This is a genomic window from Mesorhizobium sp. M2C.T.Ca.TU.002.02.1.1 (assembly GCF_003997225.1).
This window is the reverse complement of sequence record NZ_RZTO01000031.1, coordinates 1-16878: the sequence shown is the minus strand read 5'-3', so window position 1 is coordinate 16878 and position 16878 is coordinate 1. Positions and strand designations below refer to the sequence as shown.

12 protein-coding genes are annotated in these 16878 nt (G+C 63.0%); 5 read left to right on the top strand and 7 right to left on the bottom strand.

What is annotated here, in order from left to right; all coding sequences use genetic code 11:
• Window positions 1–460: GH25 family lysozyme (locus EOD07_RS03185; protein ID WP_281059035.1), on the top strand; the 460-nt coding region annotated here is incomplete at its 5' end.
• A gap of 234 nt (window positions 461–694) precedes the next feature.
• Here the strand turns inward: EOD07_RS03185 and EOD07_RS03180 are convergent.
• The 3 genes from EOD07_RS03180 to EOD07_RS03170 all read right to left on the bottom strand — a co-directional run bounded on the left by EOD07_RS03180 (window position 695) and on the right by EOD07_RS03170 (window position 5969).
• On the bottom strand, window positions 695–1066 hold the full coding sequence (locus EOD07_RS03180; protein ID WP_127233932.1) for a VOC family protein: 372 nt from the start codon (window positions 1064–1066) through the stop codon (window positions 695–697).
• Window positions 1067–1141: 75 nt separating this feature from the next.
• Window positions 1142–2164, bottom strand: coding sequence for a GTP pyrophosphokinase (locus EOD07_RS03175; protein ID WP_127233931.1), 1023 nt, complete (start codon window positions 2162–2164; stop codon window positions 1142–1144).
• A gap of 16 nt (window positions 2165–2180) precedes the next feature.
• Complete coding sequence (locus EOD07_RS03170; protein ID WP_127233930.1) at window positions 2181–5969, bottom strand: vitamin B12-dependent ribonucleotide reductase; 3789 nt, start codon at window positions 5967–5969, stop codon at window positions 2181–2183.
• Window positions 5970–6681: 712 nt separating this feature from the next.
• Here EOD07_RS03170 and gltX point away from each other — a divergent pair.
• Entirely contained in the window at window positions 6682–8055 is a 1374-nt protein-coding gene (gene gltX, locus EOD07_RS03165; RefSeq protein WP_127233929.1) for a glutamate--tRNA ligase, read from the top strand.
• Here gltX and EOD07_RS03160 read toward each other — a convergent pair.
• The 3 genes from EOD07_RS03160 to EOD07_RS03150 form a co-directional block, all read right to left on the bottom strand.
• Window positions 7973–9205, bottom strand: coding sequence for a DUF2865 domain-containing protein (locus EOD07_RS03160; protein ID WP_127233928.1), 1233 nt, complete (start codon window positions 9203–9205; stop codon window positions 7973–7975). The two genes, gltX and EOD07_RS03160, sit on opposite strands and share 83 nt — an antisense overlap.
• Window positions 9206–9295: 90 nt before the next feature.
• Window positions 9296–11620 (bottom strand): NADP-dependent malic enzyme, encoded by a 2325-nt coding sequence (locus EOD07_RS03155; protein WP_127233927.1) that lies wholly within the window; start codon window positions 11618–11620, stop codon window positions 9296–9298.
• Between the two features lie 162 nt (window positions 11621–11782).
• Window positions 11783–12562 carry an SDR family oxidoreductase gene (locus EOD07_RS03150; protein ID WP_127233926.1) on the bottom strand — a complete coding sequence of 260 codons (780 nt, stop codon included), beginning with the start codon at window positions 12560–12562 and terminating at the stop codon, window positions 11783–11785.
• Window positions 12563–12683: 121 nt separating this feature from the next.
• Here EOD07_RS03150 and EOD07_RS03145 point away from each other — a divergent pair, with 121 nt between their 5' ends.
• Both EOD07_RS03145 and EOD07_RS03140 read left to right on the top strand, forming a co-directional pair.
• Window positions 12684–13514, top strand: a complete 831-nt coding sequence (locus EOD07_RS03145; protein WP_127233933.1) for a UDP-2,3-diacylglucosamine diphosphatase — start codon at window positions 12684–12686, stop codon at window positions 13512–13514.
• 188 nt (window positions 13515–13702) lie between these two features.
• Window positions 13703–14917, top strand: coding sequence for an MFS transporter (locus EOD07_RS03140; protein WP_127233925.1), 1215 nt, complete (start codon window positions 13703–13705; stop codon window positions 14915–14917).
• Here EOD07_RS03140 and dgcA read toward each other — a convergent pair.
• Window positions 14888–15871, bottom strand: a complete 984-nt coding sequence (dgcA, locus tag EOD07_RS03135) for an N-acetyl-D-Glu racemase DgcA (protein WP_127233924.1) — start codon at window positions 15869–15871, stop codon at window positions 14888–14890. The two genes, EOD07_RS03140 and dgcA, sit on opposite strands and share 30 nt — an antisense overlap.
• 77 nt (window positions 15872–15948) lie before the next feature.
• Here dgcA and EOD07_RS03130 point away from each other — a divergent pair.
• Window positions 15949–16878 (top strand): ABC transporter permease (locus EOD07_RS03130; protein ID WP_127233923.1); only part of this gene is annotated, 930 nt, incomplete at its 3' end.

The window sequence follows — 16878 nt, the reverse complement described above, 5'->3', positions numbered from 1 at the left end:
TTTCTTCTACTGGTGCCGCACGGCCGGCGAGCAGGCCGACTGGTTCATCCGCAACGTGCCGAAGGTCGACGGCGCGCTGCCGCCGGTCATCGACGTCGAGTGGAACGGCGATTCCTCCTGCAAGCGGCGGCCTTCGCGTGAAAAAGTGCTGGAGAAGATGCAAGTCTTCATGGACAAGCTGGAGCGCCACTACGGCCAGCGGCCCATCATCTACACCAGCCCCGATTTCTATCGCGACAACCTGCGCGGCGCCTTCCAGAACTATCCCTTCTGGCTGCGCGCGGTGGCGGCGCATCCGTCAAAAGTCTATCCGGGCCGCAAATGGCTGTTCTGGCAGTATTCCGGCTCCGGCCTGTCACATGGCGTGAGCGGCCGCATCGACCTCAACGTCTTCCATGGCGACGAGCGGCAATGGCGCGCCTGGCTGGGCGGCGGGCAGATGATGGCCGACGCGGACTGAGGTATGCTTCCCTGCTCGCCCTCAAGGAGAAATGAGCGGACGCCTCGCAATGCGCCGTCGTCATACTCGGGCTTGACCCGAGTATCCATGCCGTGACCTTTGTCGTAGCGTGCAACGGTTTAGAATTCTGAACCGCTGCAACACGTTGATGTCACGGCATGGATTCCAGGGTCTGCGCGCGTCGCTTCGCTCCTTGCTCCGCCCTGGAATGACGAAGCGGAGGGCGTCGACACATTACCCCTCGTTGATCATCGCCTCGATGTTGTAGCCGTCGGGATCGAGCACGAAGCAGGCGTAGTAATGCTCTGCATAGTCCGGGCGCGGCCCGGGCGCGCCATTGTCCGCCGCGCCCGCCTCGAGCGCCGCGCGATGGAACGCGTCGACCTCCGCCTTGCTCTTCACCCGGAAGGCGACATGCAGATGGGTGAGCGGCGGCTTCGCGCCCGTGCTCTGGATCTCGAACAGGCAGCCATTGCCGACATCGAAGGCCCAGAAGATGCCTTCCTTGCCGAAGGCGAGGCTGTAGCCCAAAGGCGCAAAGGCCTTTTCGTAGAAGAGTTTGCTCTTGGCGAGGTCACTGACTTCGATGGTGATGTGGTCGATCATTCAGCGGTCGCAAAGTTCCTACTTGAAGAAAAGGTTCTAAGAAAGTAACTGCAAATATAAACCAAATATACTGTTCTATTCTGTCATCATAATTTCGTGCCGTTCAAGTAGTCTTTCGACGGTCTCTTCCCCGTATCGTTCTTTAAGTAAGCCGTACAAGGCCTTAGTCATTCCCTTCCAGTCGTGATCTATTTCCAAGTAACGCTCCGCATCCTTAAACATCATCATAGAACGAACGAATCCGATCGCCGTATTCTTCCCTGATTGGTGTTTCTTGAAATCAGAAATAAAATCTTTTGTGGCAAGGTCCTGGAGGTCGCCAATTGTTGCTATGCCGAAATCGATTATCTCTTGAACTACCGGTTTTGTAATTTCTCCAGACAGCGAAATTCTGTTTTTCTTCGCAATATCAGTTATGAGCTTCGCGGCTGATATCGAGTCTACGGGCGTATTGCTTATTTCCGTGATACTTTTGTTTTCCAGACTTTCCTTATATCTATCAACCGAATCGGATATCTCCTGGAAAGCTCCATCTACAATCTCAAGCATTGCAGAATGGAGATTTAGTTTTCTTTGGATTGATTCCGGCAGGGCTGCATTAAACTTAAACGATCTGTCATGCGCCAATTCTGCCCAAGCATGCTGAAGTATCGTTCGAATTTGTACTTCGAATTTTAGCTCTCCTATTATCTTGTATTCAGGCAATTGCTTTCTATCTTCTCCAAGGGAGCAAACAAAATGATTCGACCTATAGCCAACACGGTCACTGCCAAGGGCATTGGAGCGATCGGCGCTATTCCTTTCATCTATATGGAAAGCCTTCTTGATTATTTGTGAGGCCAGTATAGCCTGGCTTTCAAGGTACGTTATTACTCTAACGCCAGACAGATCGGTTAGCTGTGCAGCCGGATCGTCGTACGATTTCCTTTTTATCTTTTCGAGAGCGCTTGACATCGATTTTGATCGATAAGTAACACTCAGATACTCTACACCTTCCGACGAGAGCAAGTTCTCTATTAACGAGGCTGAAACTGCCGCAAGCTTCTTATGCTGTGGCAGTTTCGATTTGAGCCACTCGATATGATACGCGTCATCCAATGGTGTGGATCCGGTCTCAGCTGCACCCGCTCGTCGAACCGCAAGTGTCGCACTTCTCGCAGGTGCCGTTCCGCACCATGGTGAAGTTGTGGCACTCGGAGCATTCGTTGCCGGTGTAGCCCTGGAGCAGCGACTGCTGGCGCCTTGTCGCGGCGAGCTTCTTCGCTTCGGCGACCTCGTTGGCGGCGGCGTCGGTGAAGAGGGCCTCGGCGCCGCCGGCGGCTTCGGCTTCCTCTTCCACCATATCCTCGGCCAGTTCCCGGGCGCGCTCCTCATAGTCGCGCTTGTAGGCGAGGGCCTCGTCGCTTGCCGGCTTCAGGGCCAGAACGTTGGAGCCAGCGAAGGCGGTCGGCGCCGCGCGGGCAGGGGTGATGGTAGCGGGAGAGGGACTTGAACCCCCGCCGAAGCCCTTGGGCTCGCTGCCCATGCCGCTCACCAGCTTTACCGGCGAGGCGCCGCGATAGAGGCCCTTGGAGAAGGGCGTCGCCTTGCCTTCGGTGATGCCGCGGCCGAGCGCCGTCTTGTCGAAATCCGACTGGTCGACATGGGCGAGGTCGTGGCGGCCGAGATAGGACACCGCCAGTTCGCGGAACACATAGTCGAGGATCGACGTGGCGTTCTTGATCGCGTCGTTGCCCTGCACCATGCCGGCCGGCTCGAACTTGGTGAAGGTGAAGGCCTCGACATATTCATCGAGCGGCACGCCGTACTGCAGCCCGAGCGAGATGGCGATGGCGAAGTTGTTCATCATCGCGCGGAAGGCAGCACCTTCCTTGTGCATGTCGATGAAGATCTCGCCCAGGCGCCCGTCGTCGAACTCGCCGGTGCGGAGATACACCTTGTGGCCGCCGACGACGGCCTTCTGCGTGTAGCCCTTGCGGCGGTTCGGCAGCTTCTCGCGGTCGCGGTAGAGGCGTTCCACCACACGCTCGACGATCTTTTCCGTCACCTGCACGGCGCGTTGCGCGGCGGGCGCGGCGATGAACTGCTCGACCGCCTCGTCCTCATCCTCGTCGTCATCGGCGAGCAGCGAGGCGTTGAGCGGCTGCGACAGCTTCGAGCCGTCGCGATAGAGCGCGTTGGCCTTCAGCGCCAGCTTCCACGACAGCATGTAGGCGTTCTTGGCGTCCTCGACCGTCGCCTCGTTCGGCATGTTGATGGTCTTGGAGATGGCGCCCGAGATGAAGGGCTGCGCCGCCGCCATCATCAGGATGTGGCTGTTGATCGACAGGGAACGCTTGCCGATCTTGCCGCACGGGCTGGCGCAGTCGAACACCGGCAGGTGTTCGGCCTTGAGGAAGGGCGCGCCTTCCAGCGTCATGGCACCGCAGACATGGATGTTGGCGGCGTCGATGTCCTTCCTGGAGAAGCCCAGCGCCGGCAGCATCTCGAAGGAGACGTCTGAAAGCTGCTCGTCGGTGAAGCCGAGCGTCTCCTTCACCCAGTCGGCGCCGAGCGTCCACTGGTTGAACACGAACTTGATGTCGAAGGCCGACTTCAGCGCAGCGTTCAGCGCCGCGATCTTCTCGTCGGTGAAGCCCTTGGCCTTCAGCGAGGACGGGTTGATGCCGGGCGCCTGGTTGAGGTTGCCGTGGCCGACGGCATAGGCCTCGATCTCGGCGATCTGGCTTTCGGAATAGCCGAGCGTCCTCAGCGCTTCCGGCACGGCGCGGTTGATGATCTTGAAATAGCCGCCGCCGGCGAGCTTTTTGAACTTCACCAGCGCGAAGTCGGGCTCGATGCCGGTGGTGTCGCAGTCCATGACCAGGCCGATCGTGCCGGTCGGCGCGATCACCGTCGCCTGCGCGTTGCGGTAGCCATGCTCCTCGCCGAGCTCGATGGCGCGGTCCCAGGCGGCGCGGGCATGCTCGGCCAGCGCCTGCTGCTTCAGGTCGGCAGCGACCAGCGGCACCGGGTTGACGGCGAGCTTCTCGTAGCCGTCCTTGTCGCCATAGGCGGCGCGGCGGTGGTTGCGCATGACGCGCAGCATGTTCTGGGCGTTGCGGTCATAGTCCGGGAAGGCGCCGAGTTCGGAAGCCATCTCGGCCGAGGTCGAGTAGGCGACGCCGGTCATGATCGCGGTAAGCGCGGCGCAGATCGCGCGACCCTCGTCGGAGTCGTAGGGAATGCCCGAGGTCATCAAGAGGCCGCCGATATTGGCGTAGCCGAGGCCGAGCGTGCGGTAGTCGTAGGAGAGCTTGGCGATCTCCTTGGACGGGAACTGCGCCATCATCACCGAGATCTCGAGCACGACGGTCCACAGCCGCACGGTGTGCTCGTAAGCGGCGATGTCGATCGTGCCGTCTTCCCTGCGGTAGGGCAGGAGGTTGATCGAGGCGAGGTTGCAGGCCGTGTCGTCGAGGAACATGTATTCCGAGCACGGGTTGGAGGCCCGGATCGCACCGGCGGAGGCGCAGGTGTGCCAGTCGTTCATCGTCGTGTTGAAGTGCAGGCCCGGGTCGGCCGACGCCCAGGCGGCGTAGCCGATCTTTTCCCACAGGTCGCGCGCCTTCAGCGTCTTCAGCACCTTGCCGTCCTTGCGGGCGGTGAGCTGCCAGTCGCCATCGGCCTCCACGGCACGCAGGAAATTGTCCTTCAGCGACACCGAGTTGTTGGAGTTCTGGCCGGAGACCGTGAGGTAGGCGTCGGAATCCCAGTCGGTGTCGTAGGTCTTGAACGACATGGAGGTGTAGCCCTGACGGGCGAACTGGATGACGCGGTAGATGTAGTTCTCCGGCACGGCGTCCTTCTTGGCCGCCTTGATCTCGCGCTTCAGCGCGGTGTTCAGCGCCGGGTCGAAGCAGTCGTCGCCATCGCCTTCGCAATTGACGCAGGCCTTCATGATGGCTTCGAGGTGCTTCTTGACGATCTTGGAGCCGGTCACCAGCGAGGCAACCTTCTGCTCCTCATTGACCTTCCAATCGATGAATTGCTCGATGTCGGGATGGTCGGCGTCGACGATGACCATCTTGGCCGCGCGGCGTGTCGTGCCGCCCGACTTGATGGCGCCCGCCGCGCGGTCGCCGATCTTGAGGAAGCTCATCAGGCCCGACGAGCGGCCGCCGCCGGAAAGCTTTTCGCCTTCGCCGCGCAGCATGGAGAAGTTCGAGCCGGTGCCGGAGCCGTATTTGAACAGGCGCGCCTCACGCACCCAAAGGTCCATGATGCCGCCCTCGTTGACGAGGTCGTCCTGAACGCTCTGGATGAAGCAGGCATGCGGCTGCGGGTGCTCGTAAGCCGACTTCGACTTGGTCAGCTTGCCGGTGAAAGGGTCGACATAGAAGTGGCCCTGGCTCGGGCCGTCGATGCCATAGGCCCAGTGCAGGCCGGTGTTGAACCATTGCGGCGAGTTCGGCGCGACGCGCTGGGTGGCGAGCATATAGGCAAGCTCGTCACGGAAGGCGCGCGCGTCTTCCTCGGATTTGAAATAGCCGCCCTTCCAGCCCCAATAGGTCCACGTGCCGGAGAGGCGATCGAAGACCTGGCGGGCGTCGGTTTCCGAACCATAGCGCTCCGCCTCGGGCAGCTTGGCGAGCTCGGCCTCGTCGGCAACTGAGCGCCACAGGAAGGAGGGGACATCGTTCTCCTCGACCTTCTTCAGGCGCGCGGGCACGCCGGCCTTGCGGAAATATTTCTGGGCCAGGATGTCGGCCGCGACCTGGCTGAACTGCGCCGGCACATCGATGTTGTCCAAGCGGAATACCACCGAGCCGTCGGGATTCTTGATCTCCGACAGAGCCTTGCGGAATTCGATCTCCGCATAGGCTGATTGCTCTGGCTTGGTGAAGCGACGCTCGATGCGCATTGGTCCGGTCCCTTTGTGTCTATATATAGCGCTTTTCCCAAGGGATTTCTGCCCCGCATGGCAAAAAGCGCAGTCCGCCGTTTGCCGGCATCGCAGGCGACGCCGGCACTCTCCTCGTCGCGGGCGCCGCCATGCAGACAGCAAAACACCTTGCCGGGCATTTGCCCAGGCTGCAGGCCGACCCCCGCGGGTCCCTCAACTGAAACTTTGCTCGATTCCCTCGGAAGAGGGAGGTTCACACTATCTAGGGTCCAGCCTGCCTGCAAACACTAAATATAGTGTTAACAGATCATTTTCTCCAGGCCGACAATTCTCCCCTTCGCCCACCCAAGCCCTAACGATCCCAACGCTTCCGCCGGCCTCGTGAACGGGCGGAAATGTGGGAAAAACGCACAAAATCCGGGAAAAAAGACCGGCCTCTAAACTCTCCGGTCACGCCCGCAACAGGAGCGCATGGCCCATAAAAAGCGACTCGTTTCGACCCGTCAAGGATTCGTTTTTGTAGCTTTTGTGACCCCAACATCTTGTGTGTCACACATGTGGATAACGGGGACATAACAAGGCCGGGTTTGCAGGCACTTGACGCCGTTTGTCAGGCCGCCAGGAAGCCGTGTCGGGCAGCGGCTTTTCATTTTAGCTGGCTTGCACTATCTGTTGCGTTCGCGCGGGGGCGCGCCTTGTCAACACCAAAAGCATCCGCTACGCCCCGCTCATGACAGTTACCGTACGTTTTGCCCCATCGCCGACCGGCCGCATCCATATCGGCAATGCGCGCACCGCGCTGTTCAACTGGCTTTTCGCCATGAACAACAAGGGTCGTTTCATCCAGCGCTTCGACGACACCGATATCGCCCGCTCGAAGCAGGAATATGCCGATTCCATTCTTTATGACCTGCATTGGCTGGGCATCTTCCCCGACGTCACCGAGTACCAGTCGCGCCGCTTCGAGATCTATGACGCGGCGGTCGAGCGGCTGAAGGCGGCCCGCGTGCTCTATGCCTGCTACGAGACGCCGGAAGAGCTCGACCTGCGCCGCAAGGTACGCCGCACGCGCGGCCTGCCGCCTGTCTATGGCCGCGAGGCGCTGACGCTGACGCCGGAGCAGGTGGCCGAATACCAGTCGGACGGACGCAAGCCGCACTGGCGTTTCCTGCTGCCCAATTTCACCAGCGATCCGCTGCAGCCGGAGCGCACCGAGGTGCATTGGAACGACCTGGTGCGCGGCGAGGAGACGGTCGACCTCGCTTCGTTGTCGGACCCCGTCCTGGTGCGCGAGGACGGCACCTATCTCTACACGCTGCCTTCTGTGGTCGACGATATCGAGATGGGCGTCAGCCATGTCATCCGCGGCGACGACCATGTCACCAACACCGGCGTGCAGATCGCCATCTTCAAGGCGCTCGGCGCCGAGCCGCCGGTCTTCGGCCACCATAACCTGCTCACCACCGTGTCGGGTGAGGGGCTGTCGAAGCGCACCGGCGCGCTGTCCATCGAAAGCCTGCGCGAGGACGGCATCGAGCCGATGGCGGTCGCCTCGCTGGCCGTGCTCGTCGGCACGTCGGAGAATGTCACCGCCGCGCACGACCTCAACGAGCTTGCGGGCCATTTCGACCCGGCGGCGACCTCCAAGTCGGCCTCGAAATTCGACCCGGACGAGCTCTTCGTGCTCAACCGCACGCTGATGCATCATATGCCGTTCGAGGAAGCGCGCGACCGGCTGATGGTGCTGGGCATTTCCGGCGACAAGGCCGAGCCGTTCTGGCTGGCCGTGCGCGGCAATCTCGACCGCCTGTCGGACGCCGTCGGCTGGTGGCGCATCCTGAACGAGGGTCCGCAGGAACCGGCCGACTTCTCCGGCGAGGAACGCGACTTCCTCAATCAGGCGTTCGAGCTGCTGCCGGAGGAGCCGTGGAACGGCACGGTCTGGAAGGAATGGACCGGCAAGATCAGGGAAGCCACGGGGCGCAAGGGCAAGCCGCTGTTCATGCCGCTGCGGCTGGCGCTCACCGGGCGGGCTTCGGGGCCGGAGCTTTCAGATCTATTGCCGCTGATGGGTCGGGAAGGAACGCTGGCCCGACGACCCTGACCTTGCGCTGATCCGGCGGCAGCGCCGAGACCGGCGACACCGGCGCCTTGGTGGTCAGCCGCTTGATCGCGTCCAGGTCGAGCCCGCCTTCGGCATTGGCGAGCGTTTCGGGATCGGCGCCCGGATCGGGCTTGGCCGCCGGTACGGGAATGAAGGGCGCTGCCCCGCCGTCCGGTTGCGACTGTTCGGGATTGGGCGGGTTACCGCCGATGATCGTGAAATTGCCGTTGCCGGCCTGGGCGTTGCACCCGCAACTCGGCGGGCGCGAGTAATTGGCCTGCTTGTAGAGATAGGCGGTCGGCAGCTCGCTGTAGGGTTGCCCGGTGACCGAGGAGGTCATCGATCCCGAATCGTCGTCCATTCCGCGCGAATAGAAGACCTGCATCTCGGTGCCGGGGCAGCTCGATTCGCAGTTCTTCTGGTCGCGCTCGAAATCGCCGACGGAGGCGGCGTTGGACATCGGGAAGAAATAGCCGTCGCAGGTGCGCACGCACATCGTACGGAACCCGCCGCCCGGCCTGGGCAGGTCCATGCCGTCCGGCTGGTTGATGATGCGGCGGATATTGCGCACGCTGGGATCATCGGCAGGTACGTCCGCCGCGTCCGGCATGTCAGGGGCATCGGGCGTTTCGAGCTGCTGGTCCTGGCGCCCGAAAAGCTGCTCGAACAGGTTGCCGCCGCCATTGTCGCGGGCGGCCTCCTGAAGCGGCGCGCGGCGGAGCGGGGGCTCGTCGCCGCGGCAGCCATTGGCATCGAGCGCCGCCAGGATACGGCTGCGGTCGCGCCGCGTGCCGCCGCCGGTGGACAGTCGCTCGCGCTTGGCCTGCAACGTGTCGAGATTGGCGTTCATGCGCTCTATCGAGGCATTGATCGCCGCGCATTGGCTGACATTGCGCGAAAACAGCGTGAAGCCGCAATTGGCGTCGCTTGCCCGGCCGCGGGCCTTGGCCAGTTGCTCGCGCTGGCGCTGGATGGCATCGTCATATTTGCGCACGATGCCGGGCCCTCCGCCACCGCCGCGTGCCGCGGCGAGCTCGGCTTCGAGTTGCCTGCATATGCGAGAAGCCGCCTGGGATTGCGTGACGGCGACAGCTGAACCTGCAAGCGCTGCAAGCAGCGCCGCAAGATGCATCAGCTTCAACCCCTTCATCCGCCTGGAATCCCGATTGCCCTTGGCCGGAAAACTACTGCGTTCGTGGTTAACTGTTCCCTAGTCCGCACCGGTGCTTGGTGCGCCGCCTCAATTCAGATCGACAAGCGCCTGCGCCTTGTGCGCGGCCTCGACCACGGCCAGCGCCGTCATGTTGACGACGCCGCGCGAGGTCACTGACGGCGTCAATATATGCGCGGGCTTGTCGGTGCCGAGCAGGATCGGTCCGACATGCAGCGCATCCATCATGGCGCCCAGCGCCGTGAGCGTGATGTTGGCCGAATCGAGGTTCGGGAAGACCAGCAGATTGGCTTCGCCCTTCAGCCTGGAATGCGGATAGACGCGCTGGCGCAGATGTTCCGAAAGTGCCGTATCGGCATGCATCTCGCCGTCGCATTGCAGATCTGGCGCGATGCGCGCCAGGATCGCGGCGGCCTGCCGCATCTTGAAGGCGCTCGGCGCGTCACGCGAGCCGAAATCCGAGAAGGAGAGCAGGGCGGCCTTGGGTTCCATGCCGAAACGCCTGATCTCCTCCGCCGCCAGAACGGTCATCTCGGCGATCTCCTCGGCCGTCGGGTCGATGGAGACATAGGTATCGGTGAGAAAGATGATGCCCCGCTGCGAAATCAACATGGAGAGCGTCGACAGATCGCGATCCTTGACGCCGGCGCGGGGCCCGATGATTAGCGAGACATTGCGCAAATGCCGCTCGAAGCGACCTTCGAGCCCGCATATCATGGCATCCGCGTCGCCACGCCTCAGCGCGAGCGCCGCAATCACTGTATTGTTGGTGCGCACCATGGTGCGGGCGGCTTCCGTCGTCACGCCGCGCCGGCCGGCGAGTTCGATCAAAAGGTCGACATAGTGGCGGTAGCGCGGATCGTCTTCCGGATTGATCAAAGCGAAATCGACGCCTGGCCGGATGCGCAGGCCGTAACGCTTCAGGCGGACCTCCACTACATGCGGGCGGCCGATCAGGGTCGGTTCGGCAATGCCTTCCTCCAGCACGACCTGCGCGGCGCGCAGCACGCGCTCGTCCTCGCCATCGGCATAGATGACGCGCTTGGCGCTCGATGTCTTGGCCGAGGAGAACACCGGCTTCATTACCAGGCCGGAGCGGAAGACGAAGCGATTGAGCTTGTCGATATAGGCGGCGAAGTCGGCGATCGGCCGCGTCGCGACGCCGGTATCGCAGGCGGCCTTCGCCACCGCCGGCGCGATGCGCAGGATCAGGCGCGGATCGAAGGGCGAGGGGATCAGGAAATCGGGACCGAACATCGGCGTCTCGCCGGAATAGGCGCGTGCCGCGACATCGGAAGGCTCTTCGCGGGCAAGGGTGGCGATCGCCCGCACGGCCGCCATCTTCATCTCCTCGTTGATGGCGCTGGCGCCGCAATCGAGCGCGCCGCGGAAGATGTAAGGAAAGCACAGCACGTTGTTGACCTGGTTGGGAAAATCCGAGCGCCCGGTGCAGATCATGGCGTCCGGCCGCGCGGCGCGCGCCACTTCCGGCATGATCTCGGGACTGGGATTGGCCAAAGCCAGGATCAGCGGTTTCGGCGCCATGTGCTGCAAGAGCTCCGGCTTCAGCACGCCCGCGGCGGACAGGCCGAGAAACACGTCGGCGCCGGGAATGACGTCGGCTAGCGTGCGCGCCTCGGTGTCCTTCACATAAGGGTCCTTCCAGCGATCCATCTCCTCGACGCGGCCCTTGTAGGCGACGCCGAAACGGTCCGTGACCCAGATGTTCTCCACCCTGGCGCCGAGCGAGACCAAAAGGTTGAGGCAGGCGAGTGCTGCCGCACCCGCTCCGGAGGTGACGATCTTGATGTCGGAAATCGTTTTGCCGGCGAGTTCCAGCCCGTTGAGCACAGCGGCGGCGACGATGATCGCCGTGCCATGCTGGTCGTCGTGGAAGACCGGAATGCCCATGCGGGCCTTGAGCCGCTCCTCGACCTCGAAACATTCCGGCGCCTTGATGTCCTCGAGGTTGATGCCGCCGAAGGTCGGCTCGAGCGCCGCGACGGTTTCGACCATGCGCTCGATCTCCGGCGCGTCGATCTCGATGTCGAAGACGTCGATGCCTGCGAATTTCTTGAACAGCACCGCCTTGCCTTCCATTACCGGCTTGGAGGCGAGCGGGCCGATATTGCCGAGCCCCAGCACGGCGGAGCCGTTGGAGACGACGCCGACGAGATTGGCGCGGGCGGTGTAGTCGGCGGCGGTCGTCGGGTCGTCGCGGATCTCGAGGCAGGGCGCGGCCACGCCCGGTGAATAGGCAAGGGCCAGGTCGCGCTGGTTGCCGAGCGGCTTGGTCGCCTGGATCTCGAGCTTTCCCGGAGTCGGATGCTTGTGGAAGAAGAGGGCGGCCTCGTCGAGGTCCGACTTGGCCGTTTTCTTGTTCTCGCCGTCCATCCGGCCCTCCCTCTGTTCCTGATTTGGAGCCTTTTAGCACGCGGTAGCGAGTGTTCGCGACGGCAAATCGCGAGCTTCGGCCTTCACAATGCCGGAGTGAAAATAATCAATCGATTCTAGCCGGTTGGCTGGAGAGTCTCAGGCGCATCGGATCGGTGACGGTCAAAACGCGCTGACGTAAAGCCCGCCGTCGACCGGGATGTTCTGGCCGGTGAGGTAGCCGGCATGGACCGAACAGAGGAAGGCGCAGATCTGGCCGAATTCCTCCGGCGTGCCGAGACGTTTCGCCGGTACGTCGGCGCTGATACGGGCCTTGCGCGCGGCGGCCGCGGCCGGATCTTCTTGCGTGCCTGCCTCATGCGGGCCGCGCAACCGGTCGGTGTCGAGCTTGCCGGGCAGCAGGCTGTTGATGGTGACGTTGCGGTCGATCACCGTGCGCGCCACGCCGGCGAGGAACGAGGTCAGTCCGGCACGCGCGCCGGAAGACAGGTCGAGGCCGGGGATCGGCACATAGACCGACAGCGAGGTGATGTTGACGATGCGGCCGAAGCCGCGCCGGGCCATGCCGTCGATCACCGCCTGGATGAGCTCGATCGGCGTCACCATGTTCTGCGTCACGCCCTCGAGGATTTTCGTGCGGTCGAGCTCGCGGAAATCGCGTAGCGGTGGGCCGCCATTGTTGTTGACCAGGATGTCCGGATCGGGGCAGGCGGCGAGGATCGCCTTTTGCACATCCGGCTTTGAGACGTCGCCGGGAACCTCGATCACCTTGACGCCGAATTTTTCGCGGATCTCTTGCGCGGTCTTCGCCAGCAGCTCCACGTTGCGGCCGTTGACGACGAGATCGACGCCGGCTTCGGCCAACGCCACGGCGCAGCCTTTTCCAAGTCCCTTGCTCGAAGCGCAGACGATGGCCTTCTTGCCGCGAATGCCGAGATCCATGGTGATTTTCTCCTGAATGCGTTGCGCGCAGGCTAGCGCCTGGGCTGGATCAACCGCAACCGTCATACGGTTGTTGCATGAATCGGGGCATAGACACGCGAAAGCAAAGGGTAAAATCGTGATGTCAAACCCAGAGCCCCGCACTTTCCGCGCAATGTTCATTTCCGACGTGCATCTCGGCTCGAAAGCGGCCAAGGCCGACTTCCTGATCGATTTCCTGCGTTATCACGATGCCGAGATCATCTATCTGGTCGGCGATATCGTCGACGGCTGGCGGCTGCGGCGCAGCTGGCACTGGCCGCAGAGCCACAACGACGTGGTGCAGAAGCTGCTGCGCAAGGCGCGCAAGGGCGCTTCGATCACCTATATCGCCGGCAATCACGACGAATTCGCGCGCCAGTTCCAGGGCGTGCATTTCGGCGGCATCGTCGTCGCCGACCGCGCCATCCACGAGACCGCGGCCGGCCGGCGCCTGCTGGTCATCCATGGCGACCAGTTCGACACGGTGGTGCACAACCAGCGCTGGCTCGCCTATCTCGGCGACTATGCCTATGACACGGCGATGCTGATCAACCGGGTGGTGACCAAGCTGCGCCACCTGCTCGGCCTGCCTTACTGGTCGTTCTCGTCCTGGGCCAAGGTCAAGGTGAAGAAGGCTGTGAACTTCATCGGTTCGTTCCAGACGGTGCTTTCGGAAGAAGCGCGGCGCTCGCATGTCGACGGCGTGATCTGCGGCCACATCCATCACGCCGCCATCGAAAGCTATGGCGATGTGCAGTACATCAACACCGGCGACTGGGTGGAAAGCTGCACGGCGGTGGTCGAGCACTTCGACGGCCGCATGGAGATCCTGACCTGGGCGCATGTGCTGCCCGAATCTTCGACCGGCAAGGATGTGCTGGTGCCGGTCGACCTCGTCGATCTCAAGGGCAGGGCGGCTCAAGCGGCCTGAACGACGCCGCCCCCGGTTCAGCCTGACCCTTTCGTTGCGTTGACATTGAGCGGGCCGCGCTCCCGAGCCTCGTTCGTCAACAGCTTTGCCCTTGATCGATTGGTCCAGACAGTTCCGCCGCGCTTTGCCGCATGTTAGGGATCGAGACGCGTTGCAGGCTGTCGATTGCAGCGTAATTGGATCGATTCATGTCGCTGCCGCCCCTGTCGCCCGAGCAACTCGTCAAGCCCAGCCATTTCGAACTGCGCATGAGCCTGATCTTCGCGACCTTGTTCGTGTCGCAGGGCACGCATCTGCCTTATTTTCCGCTCTGGCTGCAGGCGAAAGGCTTTCATGCCGAGCAGATCGCCGTCATCCTGGCGGCGCCGATGTTCCTGCGCGTGGTGACGACGCCGATGCTGACGGCGCTTGCCGACCGGGCGAAAGACCGCGCCAATGTCTACATCGTGCTGGTCGCGGCCTCGATGGTCGTCTCCGCGGGCTACTTCCTGCCGGCCACCTACGCCATCGTGCTTGCCGTGTCGCTTTTGCTGACGATCGTCTGGACGCCGCATTCGCCGATGGCCGATTCGCTGGCGCTGTCCGGCGTGCGGCGCTTCGGCTCCAATTACACCGCCATGCGAAAATGGGGCTCGATCTCCTATCTCGGCGCCAATGTCGTGGGCGGCTTCATCCTTTCGGCCACGGGTCCGCAGGCCGTTCCGGTCATCATCTTCGTAGCAATCGGCGCGGCTCTGGCCGCAGGGCTATGGGCGCCGCGCATGGGGCGGCCTCGCAAGGCCTCGCCGCTGTCAGCCGCCGAGATCCAGCATAAGGCGCCGAGCCTCTTCAACGCATATTTCCTCTATTTCACGCTCGGCGTCGGTATCATCACCGCCAGCCACGCCTTCCTCTACGGCTTCGTGTCGATCTATTGGAAGTCGATCGGCATCGGCGATTCCGTCGTTGGCCTGCTATGGGCCTGGGGCGTGGTGTCCGAAGTCTGCATGTTCCTGTTTTTCAACCGTATTTTTGCTTCCACCTCGGTGGTCAGGGTGATGGTGATCGCCGGTATCGGCTCGATCGTGCGCTGGATCGCCTTTCCACTGGTCTGGCCGCTTGGGCTTGGCGTCGCGGGCTTCTTCCTTGTCCAGTCGCTGCATTCGGTTTCGGTGGCGATGGTGTTGATCGGCCTGCAGAAGATGATCGGCGAGACGGTTTCCGAGGAGCGCACGGGTGCCGCGCAAGGCATCGCCTATTTCTTCAACGGCTTCTTCATGGCGGCGGTGACGCTCGCGTCCGGCCCGCTCTATGACCGCCTGGGCGTCGACGGTTTCTGGGCGATGATCCCGATCGCGATCGTCGGCGTGGTGCTGATAGGCCTCGCTTCCCGCTTAGCCCCAAAGCACCCTGTCAGGGGGTGAAACGAGCGATCCCCGGTAGACGAGGCCAGGCTCGCGATCACGCGCAAGCAGCAGCGGACCGTCGAGGTCGACGAAGTCGGCGTCCTGCGCCAGGAGCACCGCCGGCGCCATGGCGAGCGAGGTACCGACCATGCAGCCCACCATGATGCCGAAGCCCAGGTCGCGCGCGCGGTCGCGCAATTTCAGCGCCTCCGTCAGGCCGCCCGACTTGTCGAGCTTGATGTTGACGGCATCGTAGAGACCGACCAGCGCGTCGAGGTCCTTCGCCGCGTGCACGCTTTCGTCGGCGCAGACCGGCACCGGATGCGCGATCCGGCGCAGGATGTCGTCCTTGCCAGCCGGCAGCGGCTGCTCGACGAGCGCGATGCCATGCTGCGCGGCGAAGGCAAGGTTCGCCTCGACATTTTCATGCGTCCAGCCCTCATTGGCATCGAGGATGATGCGGCTTTCGGGAGCGGCCTCGGTTACGGCGCGGATTCTCGCCATGTCGTTGTCGCCGCCGATCTTGACCTTGAGCAAGGGCCGCATGGCATTGGCGCGCGCCTGCGCCGCCATGGCTTCCGGCTCGGCGAGCGACAGCGTGTAGGCGGTCTCCAGCGGCCCGGCCGGAACAGCGCCGATCGTAGCCGCCACGGATGTGCCGGAGAGCTTCGCTTCCAGGTCCCAAAGCGCGCAGTCGATGGCGTTTCGCGCGGCGCCGGCGGGCATGGCCGCGAGCAGAGCGGTCCGGTCGATGCCGGCGATGATGGAATCGCGCATGGCCTCGATGGCCGCGCGCACCCCCTCCATGGTCTCGCCGTAGCGCTTGTAAGGCACGCACTCGCCGCGCCCGGAACGTCCCCTGTCGGTGATCGTTACGGTGATGACTTCGGCCTCGGTTTTGGATCCGCGTGAGATGGTGAAGGTGCCGGCGATCGGGAATCGCTCCATTTCGACCGAAATGACACGCGCCATAATTTTCTTCTCCGGCTGTGCGACACCGGTCTGCCGGCAAATCGACACGCCAGTCCCGTCACGCTAAACAGGACGCCATGTTGACCATCCGCAAACGCGACGCAAGCGGCGAGGCCGCCAAGGACGCCGAGCACCGGCCGCGCGTTGCCGTGGGCGAGGAAGGTGGCGTGCTCGGCTGCGCCTTTTCAGGCGTGTGGACGACGCGCACCGTCGCGGCGGTCGATGCCGACATGCGCAAGATCGAGCAGAGAAGCGGCGCGAAACAGCTGATGCTCGACCTTTCCCACATCGAGAAGATGGACACGGCCGGCGCCTGGCTGATCGACAGGCTGGCCAGCGCCTTCGAGAAGAAAGGCGTCGAGGTCCATTTGCAGGGCCAGAGCGAGATCGCCTCGATCCTGCTTGGCGCTGTCGGCGACGCGGTGCGGCGCGAGCCCGAATCGGGACCGGCCGGCCCGCCCAACATCATCCTGCGCGCTCTGGAATTGGTCGGCCGCCGCGTCTACGAGATGCGCGACGACTTCCTGGCCTCGATGAACATCCTCGGCGCCACGATCCGCGGCGCGCAGATGAAGCTCGGACGCGGTCACGCGGTCAATCCCGCCGCGATCTTCAACCAGATCGATCGCATGGGCGTCGGCGCCATACCGGTGGTGGTGCTGATGTCGGCGATCGTCGGCGCCATCGTCGCCCAGCAGGGCGCCTACCAGCTCAGCTATTTCGGCGCCAACATCTTCGTCGTCGACCTCGTCGGCGTGCTGATCCTGCGCGAGCTCGGCGTGCTGATGACGGCGATCATGCTCGCGGGACGTTCGGGCAGCGCCATCACCGCCGAGATCGGCTCGATGAAGATGCGCGAGGAGGTCGACGCGCTGAAGGTGATCGGCCTCAATCCGATCGGCGTGCTGGTCTTTCCGCGGCTCGTCGCGCTGGTGATCGGGCTGCCCTGCCTCACCATCATCGCCAATTTTGCAGCGCTTGCCGGCGGCATCGTCGCCGCCTGGCTC

Coding starts and splice junctions, on each gene's coding strand:
- EOD07_RS03180 (WP_127233932.1), bottom strand. CDS start 1,066: ATGATCGACCACATCACCATCGAAGTCAGTGACCTCGCCAAGAGCAAA.
- EOD07_RS03170 (WP_127233930.1), bottom strand. CDS start 5,969: ATGCGCATCGAGCGTCGCTTCACCAAGCCAGAGCAATCAGCCTATGCG.
- gltX (WP_127233929.1), top strand. CDS start 6,682: ATGACAGTTACCGTACGTTTTGCCCCATCGCCGACCGGCCGCATCCAT.
- EOD07_RS03160 (WP_127233928.1), bottom strand. CDS start 9,205: ATGAAGGGGTTGAAGCTGATGCATCTTGCGGCGCTGCTTGCAGCGCTT.
- EOD07_RS03155 (WP_127233927.1), bottom strand. CDS start 11,620: ATGGACGGCGAGAACAAGAAAACGGCCAAGTCGGACCTCGACGAGGCC.
- EOD07_RS03150 (WP_127233926.1), bottom strand. CDS start 12,562: ATGGATCTCGGCATTCGCGGCAAGAAGGCCATCGTCTGCGCTTCGAGC.
- EOD07_RS03145 (WP_127233933.1), top strand. CDS start 12,684: ATGTCAAACCCAGAGCCCCGCACTTTCCGCGCAATGTTCATTTCCGAC.
- EOD07_RS03140 (WP_127233925.1), top strand. CDS start 13,703: ATGTCGCTGCCGCCCCTGTCGCCCGAGCAACTCGTCAAGCCCAGCCAT.
- dgcA (WP_127233924.1), bottom strand. CDS start 15,871: ATGGCGCGTGTCATTTCGGTCGAAATGGAGCGATTCCCGATCGCCGGC.